Genomic DNA, 16,772 nt, shown 5'->3' with positions numbered 1-16,772 from the left:
CTTTTGTCGAAGTAAGGGGAAAAATGTCATTTAAAAATATAAATCCTAGCAATCTTCTAAATAATTTCACAAATTCCAAAAGATTTATTCATTTCAACCCTTATGAGTAGCTAGTAAAGTTTGGATTGTCAACAGTAAATCAGACAGCTTTTTTAAGGGCCTCTTGGCGGTAGTGAATAGGTATCATGTATCCCAGTGTTCCGTGAATACGATGCTGATTAAACCAGTTGACGTCATCGTATAGTTCAATCTCCAAATGACGAAGGCTCTGAAATTCCATCTGGTTTATGAACTCGGTTTTCATGACCTTGTAGGTGGCTTCCGCTACGGCGTTGTCATAGGGACAGCCTTTCATGCTTAGGGAACGACCGATTTCAAAGGTTTCCAACAGCTCGTCCATCTTTTCATTTTTAAATTCACTGCCACGGTCTGTATGGAACCACTGAATTTGACGCAGATCCCCCTGTACGGTGGCAAAGGCGCGAGAAACCAGAGCAGCGTCCTTGTTCGGACCTACACTATGACCGATTATCTCTCGATTGAACAGGTCAACGAGTACGCAAATGTAGTGCCACTTGTTTTGGACCTTCACATACGTCAGATCGCTGACGACGAAACGTTTGGTCTCTGTATGCTCAAACTCTCGATCCAGGACATTTGCTGTAGTAGCTTCGTTGCAAGCCGTTTTATGGGGCTTGTACTGAGCTACGGTGTAGGTAGAGACCAGTCCCTGCTCTTTCATGATTCGGCCAATTCGGCGTCTGGACACGACAATGCCTTGTTCCTGAAGCTTGACTTTGATCTTTCGTGTACCGTAAGCTTTTCGATTTTTGTGGAAAATCTCCACAATCGCTTCAGTCATATCGTCTTCATCGACCCGTTCCTTGGCTTCATAGTAGAACGTACTTCTTGCCATTTGCAGGACGTCGCACATTGCTGATACCGAGTATTTATCACGGTTGTTCTGGATGATAGCTATTTTCGTCCCATGATCAGCGCGGCTTGCTTTAAAATATCGACCTCCATCTTCAAACGCTGGTTCTCTTTTCGCAAAGCCATCAGCTCGTTTTCTTCAGGTGAACGATTGTCTTTCTCCTTGAAGGAGCCTGACGTCTGAGCTTGCTTGATCCATCGGTCTAAAGCCGAGGCTGTGAGGCCATATTCCTCCACAATAGCTGCTCGGGATTTCCCGTTTTCGTAGAGCTGCACCATTTGCTTTTTAAATTCTGAGGTGAAGGTACGTCGTTGTTGTTTTGGCATTGTAGAGATCCGCTCCTTAACTTGATAGGTTTATTCTACAAGCCCTTATTTTTATTGTCCAACTCAGTGTAGCCGATCCAAGTCGGACGAGCATCAGATGCGGGAAATGCAGAAGCGTATCCGTGAACAGCAAGAGGAGAATGAAATTCTAAAAAAAGCGATGCACTACTTCGCGAAAGACCATCGGTAAAGTATTCGTTCATCCATGAACACCGCTACGAGTACCGATTGGAGAAGTTGTGCACTACGTCTGTCCGTTTCACTAACCTGATAGAAAAATCCTCCTAGGGGGTAATAAAAGGTAAGGAAGGAGGAGGTATACATGCCTTCAGCCAAAAACCGGATTACCCCTGAAAAAAGAATGTATTTCCATAGTGAACTACGACACTGCCCACATTGTGGAGCGAAACTGAAACGGCACCATACCGCTTGGCATAAATACGTGAACACGCTTAGTGGAATTTTTGACGTCTGGAATATGGCCTACGCCTGTACGAACCCAGAGTGCCCGTATCCCGGCTCTTATTTTCGCTCTGCCGAAGCTGACGCGCTCGTGATGAAACACACCTCCTACGGATTCGACGTCCTTGCCCTCGTCGGTGAACTTCGGTTCAAACGCCACTATACGCTTTCCGAACTGCATGAGGAATTGAATCGCCGGGGAGTCGTGACCTCCGAGCGGAATTGTGAACGACTGTACGAACGATACTTGACGTTGCTTCGTGCATCGGTTAGTGACCATCTTCGTGAGACCTTGGCTACAGTGGTGAAAGAGCATGGTGGGCTACTTCTTTCCATGGATGGCGTCCAACCCGAAAAAGGAAATGAAACCTTGCATGTCGTACGCGAAGGATTCAGCGGCAGCATCCTCGCTGCACAAAACCTAAAGAGCGGCAGCGCAGAGGAATTGAAAAGTTTATTAGCTCCTATAGAGCAGCTTGGTTTTCCCGTGATCGGGCTGCTTAGTGATGGCCAGCACTCGATTCGTCTGGCTATGTCCGGCTTGTGGCCGGAAGTCCCCTACCAATATTGTCAATACCATTATCTTAAAGATATAGCCAAGCCTGTCGTGGATTTGGACCGCAAACTGAAGACGAGCATTAAGAAAAACTTGCGTGGAATTCGCCAATTGGAAAAGCAGATTCAACCTGAGGATTCCGAAGATGCCGCCATTGCTAAAGATTATCTAGCCGCAGTGCGTTCCGTTTTGCTCGAAGATGGGAACCCGCCTTTGGATCTCCCAGGTATTCGGGTGTATGAAGAAGCCTCAGCGATTCGGAACTCGCTTCAACGAAGCGCTAAAAAAGGGGGTTCGCCTACAGCCAAAAACTTCTAAAATTGTTTGAGAAACTGGATGACTTCCGTCCTCTCTACAAAAAGGTGAAGCGCTGGTTAAAGCCTCTTCAAGATGCCGCACATATTTTGAATGCCCCGGCGGAGCATACTGCCGACTGCGTTCGTGTGCAAATGCAGTGGTTGCTCACCGAAATGAAGCAGACCTTCATCCGAAAAGAAGACGCGGAAATGGTAGAAAACTTTAAAAAATACACCACTGGATTCTCAGAAGGCTTGTTTGCTTGTTACGATACAGCGTATTTACCAAGAACCAACAACGACCATGAACGATTCTTCCGCCGGACCAAGACACGCCACCGTCGAATGACTGGACTACGCAGTTGGAATCGCTACATCTGGCGCAGTGGAGAATTTGTCATCTGGGTAGATGACGCCTTGAAGCAAGAGAACCTGCTGAAGCGGCTGAGCAGTGGTAGGCGGTCTTGCTGGACTTGCTTGCGTACGTTCATTAGGAGCCAAGGTTTGGATCTCACCATTTATCTCTACAGAAAGGGATGTAACATTTGTCATTTCTCCTTGTGTAATATACAACCTATCAGTAGTTGCCTTTAAGTAAAGTCCAAACATAACATCTTTTAAAGTAATATTGTTAGGGTAAGTTTTATATGTAATCCAAGCATCCTTAGGCGTGTATATAAACAACAAAAAAATCATCCCGAACGTAATGATTACTAGTAATATGTAAGGCAATATCCTACTAATCAATTTCACCTTGCGCTTCTTCGGCTTAAGGTAATCATCTATTATAGCATCAAGACTCATGTATAACCTCACACTGATCAATTTATAAGAATCAGATTTATGGTATCGTAATTTTGGAAAAATTGATATGCTATCACATTAATAGGGAGAACGTTTGTACATTGGTTTGTCGTTACCTACTAATTTCAAAAAACTCATTCGAAAGCTTAGTATATAATCCCACTCCTTCCAATCGTGGCTCAACGATTCTTTTCTCCTTTTCCACCCGCCTATTCCTATGTGCATCATGGATGAATATGTCGATCAGCGATTTGAAACTTAATATAACTGTCATAGCCATTAGTATCTCATTACTTTCCGGTAAAAATGGTCTATGTGGGCTAGAGGGATTGCTTAAAGGAGCAGTAAATTTATGCTTCCTCGCTACTCTGGGTGGGGTAAATAGACAGCGATTTTATATGGAGAGACGGGCATGATAAGATGGTTAGCAACGCGAATTCCTTTCCCTTCGCGGCTTTCGCGAGTACTCATGCCCCCAGAGGCTCCATGTCAAATCGCTCTATTATGCCTCTCAAATCTAGGGGGCTAAATAGAGAACAAGACATGTCCCATACGATTAAATTAACACAACAGAGCCATTGGAACAATCTTTTTAAGCAGTGGAAGCTCCCGCTATATTTTACTAAACCCGCGCTCCATCACATCAAGTACTTCGTGGATGGCATGCTTTCTACTGGATTTACGGGCACCTTAACCGACATTCATCGGGAAAGCTTGCAGGATCGAGATCGCAGAACCCTGAGTCATTTCTTATCTCACGGTCACTGGAACACTCCCTACCTTAAACGTATCGTCAACGTGTAGCTTTTCAGCAGGTTAAGGAGAGCGCTCAGCAGCATCACAGCCCGATTTTTGTGATCCTGGACGATACCGTGTGTGAAAAAACCAAGCCTTCGTCACAGGCTACGCATACGATGCAAGGAGCTTCGTTTCAGCATTCTCATCTCAAGGGCCGACATGTATATGGGCATGCCGTTGTTCAAGCCCTGCTCCGTTCGGGTGATCAGGTATATCCATTTGCTATGGAACGTTATGACCCGGAAGGAAAGAGCAAAATTGCCCTGGCTTGCGAGATGATCCAGGCCGTCCCGATGTCCACGTGCCGGACTTACGTGCTGATGGACTCGTGGTATCCGTCGTCTTCGGTGCTTCAAACGAGTGCCGAGCGAGGCTTTCATGTCATTAGTGGTTTGAAAACCAACCGTATTTTCTATCCACAAGGCATTCGGCAATCGCTCAAAAGCTTTGCTTCCTACATCTCGAAATCGGATACCGATCTGGTGACCATCGGCTCCTCCGCTTATCGGGTATATCGCTATGAGAAAGCTCAATCTCTTGGAAAACGCCGCACTGCTGCTGTGTTGGAAAGAGGGGGAAGGTTTTGACCCCAAACCAATGAAGGCTTTTCTAAGCACGGAAGTTTCACTGACAAATGAAGAAATTCTAAGCTACTACAGCAAGCGTTGGGCGATTGAAACGTACTTTCGAACCGCCAAAGTCCATCTGGCAATGGATCGCTACCAGGTTCGATCCGCTAAGGCCATTGACCGTTACTTGACCCTACTGATGTTTGCTTCGATGTGCTGCATCTATGATGGCCAAGGAAGCAAGGAAGCTTGATCGATGGGTTACATCGCTACCGCTTACAGAAAAAACAGGACATGATTGAATATATCTACGACCAAGCTCAATCCGGGGCTACATTAGCCCAAATTAAAACGCAGCTCAGAGCGGCATAGGGATACTGTCAGCTTTTTTAGCTTCCAAATTATTGAAGTGATTATTGGCAAGTACAGTTAATAATACTGTTTCTAGAAGATTGAACTTGGACAACGGGATCCTACTATAATACGTATTAATCGTCATCAATCAAACAGACCTATCGTTTCCCAGTAAAGTATTTCTTCCTCGAGAAATTTCACTTCCGCTCGAGTAAAGGATCATACAGGTTTCTACTCATTCGTTTATCCATCCTCCTTTTTATTATCCTCTGATTGATGACTTTAAAAAATGTTCATATGTAATGTTTAAAGGATGTAAAGCTTTTGTTTATGTTAAAAAGCAGAAAGGTAACGGGAAAGTGCTATCTTATCTATCCAAGTTGGGTCACTTAAAAAATCTAAATATTGCATTTTTTACAAATAAATATTAGAATATAAATAAACAAGCATTTCCCACTCATGTTGAAATATATGGATAAGAATTTATTTCGTGAAAGGAGCTCTAATAATGAAAACATTACCTCTTTGCGATCCTCTAATTTCGAACTATCCTCAACATGCCTTCTACCTATCAATTATTTCTGACAATAAGGATTGCCAACCGTGGATTTATTCCAACTATACGAATCTGTTTTTGTCTGACTGGAAAAACGATGAGATTTTTCTGGATTTCTATGTGCAGACACCCGAACACCACTTTAATCCCTGGTTTAAGGATTCACAACGACTGCACCGTGATCTCATTCTGGGCTCTATTCCGAATCTAGTATCGTTCATTAGGAGTCAGATCGACTCGGGGAACTACGTTTGGACGCACGTTGATGAATACTTTATCCCAGATACGCCTTCCTATCATACCCGGCGGTTCGCTCATGCGGTTCTGATCTACGGATACGACGACTCAACTCGGGAGTTCCAGCTTGCCGGATTTTTCAAGTACCGTAGCTATTCTCGAACAACCGTCCCATACGATGACTTGAAGACGGCGTTCGAGCATTGCGATATCTATGATGATTATCTTAACTATACTCATTTGCTAAAGATCAACCCGGAGTACCACAACAACAAAATCTATGAATTCGACCTCTCGTACTTTGCAGAATGCATGGAAAACTATTATACCTCTATTAATGAGACTGAAAATTATAAAAGCTTCTACACGCCAAAGCTGTACTCGGATCGGACCTTTGGTCTGGATATTTATAACAAATTAACAATGTATTTTGAGTTGATGCTTTCCAAGCAGCGAACCATTGATACACGTTTGCTGTACACGCTTAGAGAACATAAAAAATTCATGAATCTGAAAATTAAATATATTGAACAAGAAGGACACTATCGTTTCCCCGCAGTTTTTAAGGATAACTATACCCGAGTTGAAAAAGAAACAACGATTATGCTTAACCAGTTTTTGAAATACGGGATAACCCAATGCGAGGATAATATTATCAAATTGATTGGCAGGCTAGGTTTCCTGTATCAACTGGAAAATGAAACGCTTGAACTGCTGCTGAGTGATTTCAGCAAGCAGGGCATCACAGGGGTAAGACTTCGTTAAGCCGGAGCTGATGGCAGAAGGTTCGTTTGGTGGCCTTCTCTGTTCAACTCCTGGCTACTGACCATTTGCTGGTATAGCGCCCCTCGATTCATAAGTTGATCGTGAGTTCCAGATTCAACCATCTCCCCGTTATGCATGACCAAAGTCAAATCCGAATTCTGTATAGTTGACAGGCGATGGGCAATGACAATCGTTGTTTTTCCTTTACGATAACGGTCAACTGCTTGCTGCAGCTGCCTCTCTGTTTCATGTCCAGCGCAGAGGTAGCTTCATCTAGAATCAGGATTTCTCTGTTCTGAATTAAGGCTCTGGCTATGGAGAGCCGCTGACGTTGACCTCCCGACAGTGTCACCCCTCGAATCACCAATAGCTGTATCGTATCCGTCCGGCAGACCCATAATATATTCATCGATTTGCGCCGCCTTGCAGGCCGCTCTCATTGTGTTTGTATTGTTCTGCTCATCTAATCCCATTAGTAGGTTGTTCCGGATGGTATCCGGAAAAAAATATGGTTCCTGGAACACGATTCCGATCCTCTGTGTCCAATCAACTCGGCGCACCCGTTGGAGCGGACTACCATTCACCAGTATGCTGCCGGCTTTCGGTTCGAAATTACGAATCAGCAGTTGAGCAATGCTCGATTTTCCAGAACCACTGGTACCTACAATGCCAATTTTAAGTCCCATGGGAAACTCAAAACTTAGATTTTTAAGTACGGCGCTGCCCCCTGGCTCGTAGCTAAAATCAATATTGTTGAAAGAAATTCTCTGCAACGGAGTCGGAACCGGCTCGTTTCCTTCGTCGCTCTGCTCCCCTTCCATCACATTGCGTAGCCTTTCCAAGCTGGCACTACCTGCCGACCAATCCACCATATACGCTTTTGAGCATGTGTCAACGTATAGTATCTTTTCAATTGATCAATATTGTCATAGGATTTCTCCAACTTTACGAACCTCCTATAGAAATCTGTAAACTCTCATAAGTCCCGTGGAATCGACTCCGCGGAGCCGATGATGGTCAAGAATTAAAGATAACTTGGATTGTCACATAAAAACAAAATTTTTTAAGGGCTTCATAGCGATACTGGGCAGACGTCATTTAGCCTAAAGTTCCGTGAATACGATGTTTATTAAACCAATGCAATTGACTTTCATAGGTACGCCACACTGGAACACTATCTTTTCAGAGCAATACCCCCCAGGAGATTCGAAGAAATCAGATACTGCGGTTACAACTTTTAAAGCTTGCTGTTTGGTGAAGTAGGGCTTTTCCCATCCGTCCCAACGCTCGCCTAACGTAAATCCTTGAAACGTTTTGTTCCCTATTTTATAAATTGAAAAATAGGTTGATTTTGCGTTTTGGGGTTGGATTGTACATCTTTGGTATTTTTCAAGCTTACCTTTGAAATCATTTATTTGTTCATCCAGTGACTTTTTAAATAGATCAAAACCTGCAAAAATGTCATTGAATTCGTTTGTATCATCCCCATCTATGGCGTTAGAAATGTTCTCCATAGAGTTTAGCAAGTTAGATAATAGAGTGTAATATTGTTCCATTAAAAGTCTTCTCCTAACACGTATTCAATGTCTTTCAATTTGCTACAAAGAGCATTCTCGACAGCCTCATTAATTTCAGCTTCTGAAAACCCCTCTTTCTGAAGTCTACTTCGTATCTGCTTAATAATAGATTGCTGGATGGATTCATCTAGCTGAATTACATATAGTCTTTTGTCAATCATGTTAATTACACTCCCCACATGCGGACTTGTTTCCACAATTGGTTAGCAATTGCTTTAATTCTTCTACTCCCGTGGACTCTATGACATTCCCTCGTACAAATCACCCCTTCTATTGAACCCTACAAATTGTACGGGCTTTAAGTGCCCCACTCTGCTTATGTGAACGCAAAAAAGGAGACTCTATGAGTGTTCAGTGGGAACACAAATAAAAGTCTCCAAAAGGTTCATTCATAATGCCACAGCTAAGCAGCGCCTTCTCTTTATCGCAACGTTATATTGAGCGAAAAAGATAATCAAATTTCCTTGTAATAAAAAAATTATACAACATAAATAAACTCCAATTCAATAACTGGACTGTCATTTTACCATACTAATGATGCATCAACCTTTTCAATTACTTGATCTTAAGTTTCACATTAAAGTTCGGAATATACCTATACCTTTTGAAAACTGTAAAAAATAATTTACTTGTTTGGTTATAAAATGCCCCTTATGTGGTATAATGAATACATAAATAGAGTATATTAAAAAAAGCCACGATGTCTCACCATCGTGACTTAACAAAGGCCAGTGGGCGACCACGGCGAATCTCAATTAGTTAATTGAAAAACCACCGGATAGAGGTGCCAACCTATCGCCGGTGGTTTTTCTTAGCTTTACGTGACTTCTTCTGTCCGTATAACAACGTCTTCAGGCCAGCAACTATACCGACCAACTTCAACATAACGTCCAGAATCTTCACGATTAAGTCAAGTGACACAGCGTCACCCCCTCTCAGGGCAGCTTCGCCATGTCATTCCCACCGGTTACTTTGTTTCCTCAATTATAATATGATTCCCTCTAGTATCTACTATTAATTTCTAATGATGTCCTTATTATTGAATGCTTATATTTTCTAACTACACATAGTGTTATAGGATGCTGAGCCTTTTCTTGGTCACTATATAGCCAGCCCTCGTCCTCTCTTATTGTGATTTCCCCATTGGCCATTCCAATGGCGTGTTATCCTCGTTTTTAGGAAACGTTTCGTACGAGCAGCTGCGCTGGCTTGTTATGCGAGACGACTCTCGCTAAGAATCAAGCATTCTTAAGTTTTCTGAGGATGTTTTATTTTCCCGCAGAATATAATTACCTTCTCAAGCGCTTCTAAGGATTGTACCAGGTCACTCTTGCTCTTCCCTGTTTTAATTTCAAGCTCTACCAATGAGGGCAAATGCCCATGTTGTGTTGAATAGTCAAATAGGATTTGGAGTAACTCAAGATCAGATATCACGCTGATCCCCCCTTTACGATGTATCAATTATAAGGGAACGTAAGTTCGTTTTCAATAAATAAAAAATCCTTGCCCGTTATTTTGCTGGTCAAGGATACAATTCTTTAAGCTTATAGTTCACTTAGAGTTAAGATGGACTTCTTCAATCAAACCTGCGTCTGTAGATCGAACATTGCCTACAGCTTTAGAAACCGGATACGAGTTCATTAATCCAGCAGGATATGGCCGAAGCAATCCTAATACATGTTCTGTTTTTGTTACACCAGGGTCCAGCCACTCATCTACCGCATCTTTCTCCAAAATCACCGGCATGCGATCATGAACAGATTGTACTAGTTCATTGGGCTGGGTTGTTATAATGGTGCAGCTACGAAGTATGTCTCCTTTAGAGTCCGTCCATTCGTCATATAGGCCAGCAAAGCCAAAAACCCCTTGTTCTTTAAGAACAAAACGATAAGGCTGCTTTCCATCATCTAACCTCAACCATTCATAAAAATTGTAAGATTAATTTAGTTAATTGTTGAACCGAACAAGAAATGAAGGCAATAACATAGAATGTATCACATTTTATAGTATTAAATATTCGCGTTTAAGACGATATATTTGTATACCAGGTTTGTTGTTATGGAGGGGAAAGGATTGTGGGATCGATATCGCTTTTTTCAGTGTCCTTCGCATATTGAAAGTAAATACAATTTATTGGTGTTTGATTCTAGTGGATCACCATTCATTCCGCTAACTGAGTATTACCATGATCAAAAAGGTATGATAGCAGGCTCATCTGTAACTAATTATCTAAACATTCTGCTGCCATTCTTTTATTGGATGGATGTAAGCAGTAACTATCAGGGCTCAAGAGTATCTTGGAACATGCCACCGGAAGCAATAAGAGTTGCTGTAAGTGATTATCTAAAAGAAAAAATGTATTGCAAGGTCCGTCACTGGAGTTCGTTTGAGTTGGTAAAGCAAACACCAAAAAGCCCCGATACTATAAACAGGTTTCTAGCGGCACTTAAATCGTTCTATAAGTCAATGATTCGACTTGATTACTATTCACATTCAAATCCATTAATTGATGGTCACTCGGAAAACATACATACTGTTCATGGATTTCGGAATGGACGTCCCCGAATGCCATTGGTAGCTGGTACTGAACCACCAATTAGAACCTCTTATCGGCGACAAACTGATTCGTATTTCAAAATAACTCAGAATGAATGGCTACCTATGATAATAGATGATGTTTCCTTGCCTTCACAGGTATACCATGCGGCAGATAAAGCAAAATTGCAGCTTAGAGATCGAATAATAATTCGTATGCTATTTGAAACGGGTGCTAGAGCCAGTGAAGTTATTACAGTTACAATAGGTGATTTTCGAGCGCGTCGGTCTATTAGAGAAATTGCTACGTTTAACAAAGGTAGCAACGGCATAAGAACAAAGTTTTTATTGTTCAGTAATGATACCTATATTTTGTTAATGAAATATTTGAAAAACGAGAGGATTAAACATGACCCACTTGGTTTGCCGTATGATAAGTTGCCTGACGATGCACCTCTATTTATAAGCAACAGAGGCACTCCCTATAGTTATCATGCTTGGTATGCTCATTGGAAAAAAGCTGTACAGCATAGTGTATTAAAAATAAATCCACACAAGACTAGGCATTGGTATGTAACCAATGTCATGAGGACGATCTATGAAACCTCCACTAATGAAAGTGAAAGAATAATCCGGATAAAGGAATTTGTTAGATATATGAGGTGGCGCAGTAAGGAAACTTTAGCAGTATACGAACATTTTTTTGATGAAAAGAGACAACTAGAGTTAATTAACGAAGTCCATGAGAACATGCTACAGGTCGAGAAAGAAATCTACGTTAATGGAGTAAGCAATTTGAAACAAACCCACTACAAGATACAACATAAACTACAGGAGATAGTCATTGAAGACAGCGAAATTCTTGGGTTTTTCGAAGGGTTGGAGTGAGTATGAATATTTATGTTAATGAATTGTGGAGTTCATGGTTCGATAAAATTAAATCTAAAGTTGCCGATGAGATCTTGAATCTCACCGATGATCATGGAAACTCAGCATGGCAGTGTGTTCATCATAATTGTTTGGCCTATTTTGTAAGAAACTGTTTTGATAAGCCATGGACTAATCATATGGCTTTACTGATTTTGACAAGAGCTCAGTACCAATACGATCCAAATACGATTTTAGGTACTGTTCGGGAGTTATCTCCAAGACTAAATGATTTTTTTAATCATTTTGGCCTTGAAACAATGGACGATTTTCTTCCCGATGTCCACATCTATCAATACCTAACTTTAAAGGTTTTTGAGGATCACACCAATGCTAAAAGGGCAAAATTCGCTAGTATATATAACTCTTCTGTACGAGTTTCTCATGAATGGGTCCGCAATAAGTGTCAAAGAGATAAAGCAGAAAAATTGTTTCCATTTCTGCTTCCAAAATTCTCTTACCTAGCTCGTGAAATTAAGGTTTGGAGAGATGCTCGTGCAGAAGCAGAAGCTACCAGGAAGTCTGAGACAGATGCAATAGTTCCATACTATCCAGAGCTTAGAGCAGAAGCACACATGCGCTGGAACCTAATAAACCGTCTTCGAAAACAATATGAGAGGACTCTTTCTTACATGAAAGATAACAACCTTGTACCTCCCTTCGAGTTCAGTTATCTAGAAAATATCAATGAGAAGGCAGGTTATGCTGAACGATTTACCTTTTGTATTTGGGATAAGAAATCGTTCGTACTTGCTAATCAAGATAAATTTGAAGCTTCAACCATTCGAAGATACAGACGTAAGTCAGACTCTCATGATTATTTTCTTGGATTTGTAAAAAGCGTAGTTATCACTCAAGATGAAACCGAGACAACGATTAGCCCCACAGGATTATGGTTTGAAGAATTACTAAGGCTCGGGTTAATAGGTGGATGGGCAACTAATGCTGATACAAACATTAAAATGAGGAAAGCCAGAAAGGAGTACCTTTTGCAATGGGGTTACGGCGATGAAAAAAATATTAATTCAGTTCCGCGGCCATTTGTTACAGAGGCAAAAGGTGTACTAACACAGGGGACTTTTGTTGTTAAAATGCAATCAAAAGTGAAAAGTACCATCTTTAAACTGGAACCACTATTTTCTGCTGCAACCTTTGGCTTAGCAGTCATTGATATTATTACAACTACAGGAGCTAGAATAAGTGAAGTGCTTCAAATCAAAAATACGAAGGATTGCTTCATTGTCAAAAATATTATTGATGGTGATCAACGTACTACAAGGTATCTTTTCAGAGTTATTCCCAAAGGACGAACTGAACCGGAGAATTTCTACTTATCTAAGGAATCAGTACAAGTAATTGTTGAACTTAAAAACATGCTTACTAGGCATTATCCTAATGGCCAGATACCAAAAATTAAATTCAAGGGAATTACAGGTCAACTTTTAGATAATGAGTCTCCCTATCTATTTCAATACAACTATAAAGGCCTCAATAGGCAAGATGTAACTGCTTGTATGCGATTTTTAACCCACGGGATGTTATTTCAAGACCAAGCTGGTAATCCTGTAAATCTTAAACCACACTTACTTCGTCATGCTTTTGCAAATCATCTACAACAGGTACAAAAGATCCCCATAGATATCATTGCGTCGATATTGCATCAAAAGGAACTCAAAATTACTGATTATTATGCTGAACCAACTGATTCCCAAGTGGCAATTAAAACACATGAATTTCAAGAGATAATGGCCAGCTATCTTGAAATTGATTCTTCTGTATTACGTGGCCCGAAAGAGCTAATTGATGCTTTGAAGGATGCTAAAGAAAAAGTGGGAGTTTACACACAGGCACTTGGAGGAAGTTGCTCGATCGATGCTATATGTCCTGTCAAGATGGCTTGTGTAGGTTGTGGCGCAAAGATACCTGAACCAGAAAAGAAACAAGAATTGATTGTGTATAAAAGATGGGCAGAGCAAAGTGTGAAGTTGTGGGAAGATCAGAAGCAGCCTCTTGAAGCTAACAAAATGAAAATTGCAATGCGAAACGCAGAGAAAGAACTATACGAGATTGGATTAATTGAGAAGTTCAGAAAGGATGAGCTATATGAGCCCCAACTCCAATACGGATCGAACATACCAACAACGTCCCTGGCTACAAAGCGCAAGAGAAAAACGGGCAATGAGGACAATTAACTTGGGAATGAGGTCTATTGATCATCTTTTATCTGAGTCTGTGGATGTTACGTTTTCTAATATAGCTAGAAAGTCAAAAGCTATTGATCCAGAAGGGAGAGGAATCCACCAAAACACCATTCGAACAAATACAGAACTTTATGAATACTACAAAAAAAACAGCAAGACATACAAAAAAGCAAAAAACACACGGAGAAAAAAAGAAGTAACCGAGGATTTTTCTAAGACCGATTTTTCACACATAAAATTAGATAGAGATCTGCAAACTGTGCGCATTCGCTATAAACAAATGACAAAGGCACAATTAATTGACCGCCTAATCAGTGCCGAACAGTATATTGCTAATTCCAATAATGTATGGTTAATAAAACAATTTGAATCATTCCCGATCACTTAGAAATTTCTTTTAAAAGGGGGGATACCAGCAAAACTCTCACCAACCGCAAAGTAAATGGATATATATGTGAATTTCACACTCAGAGTCTCATACTGCGAAAATATACGCCAAAGCCTATGATTATGTCTACCGGCTTGGCGTTTTCTTTAAACAATACCTACGTTTTAGTCTGATCATTGAAATAGAAAAAGCAGCAGCTAACGTGAAAATAAAGTTCTGACTTTCAGCTTCCTTCTTTAACTATTTCATACCCACTTTTTATACATTCTCATCTCATCGCAAAAAAATACGCTACGAGCAAAATCCCAACACACCACGCAAGAGCAACTCATATATCATTGTCCACCGGCTGATCTGACAGTAGCGCCCGAATGGCTTCCACTAACGCGGTCCTCGACTGGTTTTCGGCAAAGGTGTGAACGACTCATGGCATCGACTCGGTCGGCACAAACTCCGAGCTGATAAACAGCAGGAAGAAAATCGGATAGGGAAAGGCACTTGCGCCATCCACTGAATTGGCGGACAGTCGGGCAATCGCCGCTAAGTTAACGCCAGTGTAAACAGCATGAGTATGCCGGCTACTGCAAGCCATGACCGTAGCCCCGACGACGAACGAAAGCCCATAATCAACGCTACTGAATGATGAGAGAACCGATATGGCGTTGGATACCAGCGAGGTCAGTACATGCCCCCACAGTAAGGTGGAACGTGAAATCGGCATGGAGTGAAACCGCTCGCGAATATGCCCCGTTGCACATCGGTAAACAGGTGGAAAGCCGTGTAGGATATACCGCTAGCAACGGCAATAAGGAGTATACCTGGCAACAGGTAATTCACATAGTTATCCGTTCCGGATTGAATTGCACCTCCGAACACATAGACGAACAGCAACATGAACGCGATCGCATGATGGTGACTGTGATAGTGGTGCCCATACAGCGGGTAATATGGAGCATGGAACGTCCAAGCATAACGCCCAGATCGCTAAAATAATGTTTCTTTATCTCCTTCACTTACTTCCCCTCCTTTTTGCCGACGATTGCGAGAAATATCTCCTCTAATGTCGACTGTTTTTCAACATACTCCACCTTTGCGTATGGAAACAGCTTTTTAGCTCCGAGAGCGTGCCGTTGGCAATAATCCTGCCCTCGTGGAAAATGGCTATTCGGAAGGCAAGCTGCTCGGCTTCCTCCAAATACTGCGTGGTCAGGAGTATCGTCGTGCCGCCGTCGGAGCTTTGAATCAGGTAACTCACGGTAGAATACACGCTCCTAATGTTTCTGAATCTCATAATCCCTAACAATTTTATAGGGGTAGTGTCACATGCCCATCAAGCTAACAAAGTAAATTACTAGATACAAAATGATCCTTGTTTCAAAACTAGCAAGTGATAGAAAAGTAGGCATGCTAAAGAAGCCTATTAAAACGCAATTTTCTCGCTAGGCAGCTTGTCTATGCTTCACCGTCGTTTTATACACAATCCCTAGAATATCAAAGACGGTCATCTTCTTATATCTATGACATTTACGACCGTTCTTTTTAAGCAGCTTATAAAGGCGATGCAGAATTTTCAAAAGTTCCTCTGTTCCAACGGCTATCGCTTGAAACAGTAATGGAAAATAGTCTTTAATCATATAAATCGCTTTGTATTCACTCAGCTCCTGCTTTTTCTTTTCAAGCAGAAATTGTCGCATTTGAAACATTGTAGAAGAACAGAGGAGAATGCCGATGAGTTGTCCATATAAATGGCACTCTAGGCGTTCTCTTTTAATATTTTTACATTCATCAATTTCAAAGAATGACTTCCACGTTTTAAACAAAATCTCAATCTTTCACGCCTGCCGTATTACTACTCCCACCTGAACCTTGATAGTCAGTGGCGAAATGATCAGGCAGTTGAAACACCGTCGCATCTAAAATACGGATACGGTTGAAAGTAGAGATCATGTGTACAGAAAGAGAGTGATTTGAACAGAGTTTTTGTGTGAGAAGAGAAGTAAAGACTTCTCGAAGAAATGCGACAGCCGCTGGATTAAAGCGTTGATTCAGTCCTTCTGAACTCATCAGTACCCCAGTGGAAGCCTCTAACTGACTGCACAATTGTGTAAGTGATGTGCTAGCTATTTCTTGACTGAGCCATACGCAAAGGGCAATGAGTTCGTTTGCTTGATACTTACTAGATCGCTGTACAAAGCCAACTTGTTTGGCGATATCTTGTAGGACTACTGGAGATAAAAAGTATTGTAGCTCTTGTGCGAAAAGATTCAGTTCATTTGAAATGATAGGATTCATCAAAAACGTCATCCTTTTTGTATATTTCTACAAAAAGAATAGCGTTTTTTTCGTTATATAGATACAAATTCGTCTTAACTTGATGACGATGTGGTGGGACCCCCATATAAAGTTTCTGGGACTGTTCACTTATGTTAGTTAGAAGTATGCCCAGAATTAGCGGTAAGTCTACTTGACCTTTATTTTATTGTCCAG

At 41.4% G+C, this 16,772-nt stretch carries 16 protein-coding genes and 4 pseudogenes; 8 read left to right on the top strand and 12 right to left on the bottom strand.

The features are described from left to right. Positions 1-139 precede the first annotated feature (139 nt). Positions 140-1,260 (bottom strand): IS3 family transposase gene (locus tag LCF57_RS02325; RefSeq protein WP_225999273.1). Its coding sequence is split into 2 segments (ribosomal slippage): positions 140-1,011 and positions 1,011-1,260, totalling 1,122 coding nucleotides; the frame shifts between segments, so codons are not numbered across the junction. Between the two features lie 322 nt (positions 1,261-1,582). Here LCF57_RS02325 and LCF57_RS02320 point away from each other — a divergent pair. Then, on the top strand, positions 1,583-2,596 hold the full coding sequence (locus LCF57_RS02320) for an ogr/Delta-like zinc finger family protein (RefSeq protein WP_225999272.1): 1,014 nt from the start codon (positions 1,583-1,585) through the stop codon (positions 2,594-2,596). Positions 2,597-2,928: 332 nt separating this feature from the next. On the opposite strand, the gene LCF57_RS02315 is transcribed toward LCF57_RS02320, so the two are convergent. Then, positions 2,929-3,378, bottom strand: a complete 450-nt coding sequence (locus LCF57_RS02315) for a hypothetical protein (protein WP_225999271.1) — start codon at positions 3,376-3,378, stop codon at positions 2,929-2,931. Positions 3,379-4,232: 854 nt separating this feature from the next. Here LCF57_RS02315 and LCF57_RS02310 point away from each other — a divergent pair. From LCF57_RS02310 to LCF57_RS02305, 4 genes are all read left to right on the top strand, one after another. Beyond that, a complete protein-coding gene (locus tag LCF57_RS02310; RefSeq protein ID WP_413232176.1) occupies positions 4,233-4,763 on the top strand; it encodes a hypothetical protein in 531 nt (176 codons plus the stop codon). Positions 4,764-4,773: 10 nt separating this feature from the next. Next, on the top strand, positions 4,774-4,998 hold the full coding sequence (locus LCF57_RS27485) for a transposase (RefSeq protein ID WP_264083444.1): 225 nt from the start codon (positions 4,774-4,776) through the stop codon (positions 4,996-4,998). Next, on the top strand, positions 4,995-5,117 hold the full coding sequence (locus LCF57_RS27480) for a hypothetical protein (protein ID WP_264083443.1): 123 nt from the start codon (positions 4,995-4,997) through the stop codon (positions 5,115-5,117). The genes LCF57_RS27485 and LCF57_RS27480 overlap by 4 nt, the downstream gene beginning before the upstream one ends. A 490-nt stretch (positions 5,118-5,607) precedes the next feature. Then, positions 5,608-6,657: a BtrH N-terminal domain-containing protein gene (locus LCF57_RS02305; protein ID WP_225999270.1), complete on the top strand. Its 1,050-nt coding sequence runs from the start codon at positions 5,608-5,610 to the stop codon at positions 6,655-6,657. Positions 6,658-6,802: 145 nt separating this feature from the next. Here LCF57_RS02305 and LCF57_RS27475 read toward each other — a convergent pair whose 3' ends face one another. From LCF57_RS27475 to LCF57_RS02285, 7 genes and pseudogenes are all read right to left on the bottom strand, one after another. Further along, positions 6,803-7,066, bottom strand: a complete 264-nt coding sequence (locus LCF57_RS27475) for an ATP-binding cassette domain-containing protein (RefSeq protein WP_264083442.1) — start codon at positions 7,064-7,066, stop codon at positions 6,803-6,805. Between the two features lie 22 nt (positions 7,067-7,088). Next, positions 7,089-7,478, bottom strand: a pseudogene (locus tag LCF57_RS28065) (ATP-binding cassette domain-containing protein); the annotation flags it as partial. Further along, positions 7,478-7,600, bottom strand: coding sequence for a hypothetical protein (locus LCF57_RS27470; protein WP_264083441.1), 123 nt, complete (start codon positions 7,598-7,600; stop codon positions 7,478-7,480). The pseudogene LCF57_RS28065 and the gene LCF57_RS27470, both read right to left, overlap by 1 nt. A 160-nt stretch (positions 7,601-7,760) precedes the next feature. Beyond that, complete coding sequence (locus LCF57_RS02295) at positions 7,761-8,213, bottom strand: hypothetical protein (RefSeq protein WP_225999269.1); 453 nt, start codon at positions 8,211-8,213, stop codon at positions 7,761-7,763. After that, positions 8,213-8,395: a hypothetical protein gene (locus LCF57_RS02290; protein WP_225999268.1), complete on the bottom strand. Its 183-nt coding sequence runs from the start codon at positions 8,393-8,395 to the stop codon at positions 8,213-8,215. The genes LCF57_RS02295 and LCF57_RS02290 overlap by 1 nt, the downstream gene beginning before the upstream one ends. 631 nt (positions 8,396-9,026) lie before the next feature. Beyond that, on the bottom strand, positions 9,027-9,155 hold the full coding sequence (locus LCF57_RS27465; protein ID WP_258297766.1) for a hypothetical protein: 129 nt from the start codon (positions 9,153-9,155) through the stop codon (positions 9,027-9,029). A 630-nt stretch (positions 9,156-9,785) separates the two neighbouring features. Then, positions 9,786-10,151 (bottom strand): SOS response-associated peptidase, encoded by a 366-nt coding sequence (locus tag LCF57_RS02285; RefSeq protein WP_225999267.1) that lies wholly within the window; start codon positions 10,149-10,151, stop codon positions 9,786-9,788. Positions 10,152-10,307: 156 nt separating this feature from the next. On the opposite strand from LCF57_RS02285, the gene LCF57_RS02280 reads away from it, so the two are divergent. Genes LCF57_RS02280 through LCF57_RS02270 form a run of 3 tightly spaced genes read left to right on the top strand, consistent with a single transcriptional unit; the run spans position 10,308 to position 14,285 of the window. Then, the gene (locus LCF57_RS02280) at positions 10,308-11,657 is read left to right on the top strand and encodes a tyrosine-type recombinase/integrase (RefSeq protein ID WP_225999266.1); all 1,350 of its coding nucleotides are present in this window, start codon (positions 10,308-10,310) and stop codon (positions 11,655-11,657) included. Positions 11,658-11,659: 2 nt separating this feature from the next. Further along, entirely contained in the window at positions 11,660-13,888 is a 2,229-nt protein-coding gene (locus LCF57_RS02275; RefSeq protein ID WP_225999265.1) for a site-specific integrase, read from the top strand. A gap of 7 nt (positions 13,889-13,895) precedes the next feature. Then, positions 13,896-14,285: a hypothetical protein gene (locus tag LCF57_RS02270; protein ID WP_225999264.1), complete on the top strand. Its 390-nt coding sequence runs from the start codon at positions 13,896-13,898 to the stop codon at positions 14,283-14,285. 331 nt (positions 14,286-14,616) lie between these two features. On the opposite strand, the pseudogene LCF57_RS02265 reads toward LCF57_RS02270, so the two are convergent. The 3 pseudogenes from LCF57_RS02265 to LCF57_RS02255 all read right to left on the bottom strand — a co-directional run. After that, positions 14,617-15,256, bottom strand: a pseudogene (locus LCF57_RS02265) (ABC transporter permease); the annotation flags it as partial. Between the two features lie 42 nt (positions 15,257-15,298). Further along, positions 15,299-15,519, bottom strand: a pseudogene (locus tag LCF57_RS02260) (ABC transporter ATP-binding protein); the annotation flags it as partial. A 205-nt stretch (positions 15,520-15,724) separates the two neighbouring features. Further along, a pseudogene (locus LCF57_RS02255) lies at positions 15,725-16,577 on the bottom strand (hypothetical protein). Between the last annotated feature and the right edge of the window lie 195 nt (positions 16,578-16,772).

Source organism: Paenibacillus sp. BJ-4 (assembly GCF_020404765.1).
Classification (GTDB): domain Bacteria; phylum Bacillota; class Bacilli; order Paenibacillales; family Paenibacillaceae; genus Paenibacillus.
Note: the sequence above shows the minus strand (reverse complement) of the source record. Positions and strands in the feature narration are given on the sequence as shown.

Coding starts and splice junctions, on each gene's coding strand:
- LCF57_RS02275 (WP_225999265.1), top strand. CDS start 11,660: ATGAATATTTATGTTAATGAATTGTGGAGTTCATGGTTCGATAAAATT.
- LCF57_RS27485 (WP_264083444.1), top strand. CDS start 4,774: ATGAAGGCTTTTCTAAGCACGGAAGTTTCACTGACAAATGAAGAAATT.
- LCF57_RS27475 (WP_264083442.1), bottom strand. CDS start 7,066: ATGAATATATTATGGGTCTGCCGGACGGATACGATACAGCTATTGGTG.
- LCF57_RS02290 (WP_225999268.1), bottom strand. CDS start 8,395: ATGATTGACAAAAGACTATATGTAATTCAGCTAGATGAATCCATCCAG.
- LCF57_RS02295 (WP_225999269.1), bottom strand. CDS start 8,213: ATGGAACAATATTACACTCTATTATCTAACTTGCTAAACTCTATGGAG.
- LCF57_RS02320 (WP_225999272.1), top strand. CDS start 1,583: ATGCCTTCAGCCAAAAACCGGATTACCCCTGAAAAAAGAATGTATTTC.
- LCF57_RS02270 (WP_225999264.1), top strand. CDS start 13,896: ATGAGGTCTATTGATCATCTTTTATCTGAGTCTGTGGATGTTACGTTT.
- LCF57_RS02315 (WP_225999271.1), bottom strand. CDS start 3,378: ATGAGTCTTGATGCTATAATAGATGATTACCTTAAGCCGAAGAAGCGC.
- LCF57_RS02305 (WP_225999270.1), top strand. CDS start 5,608: ATGAAAACATTACCTCTTTGCGATCCTCTAATTTCGAACTATCCTCAA.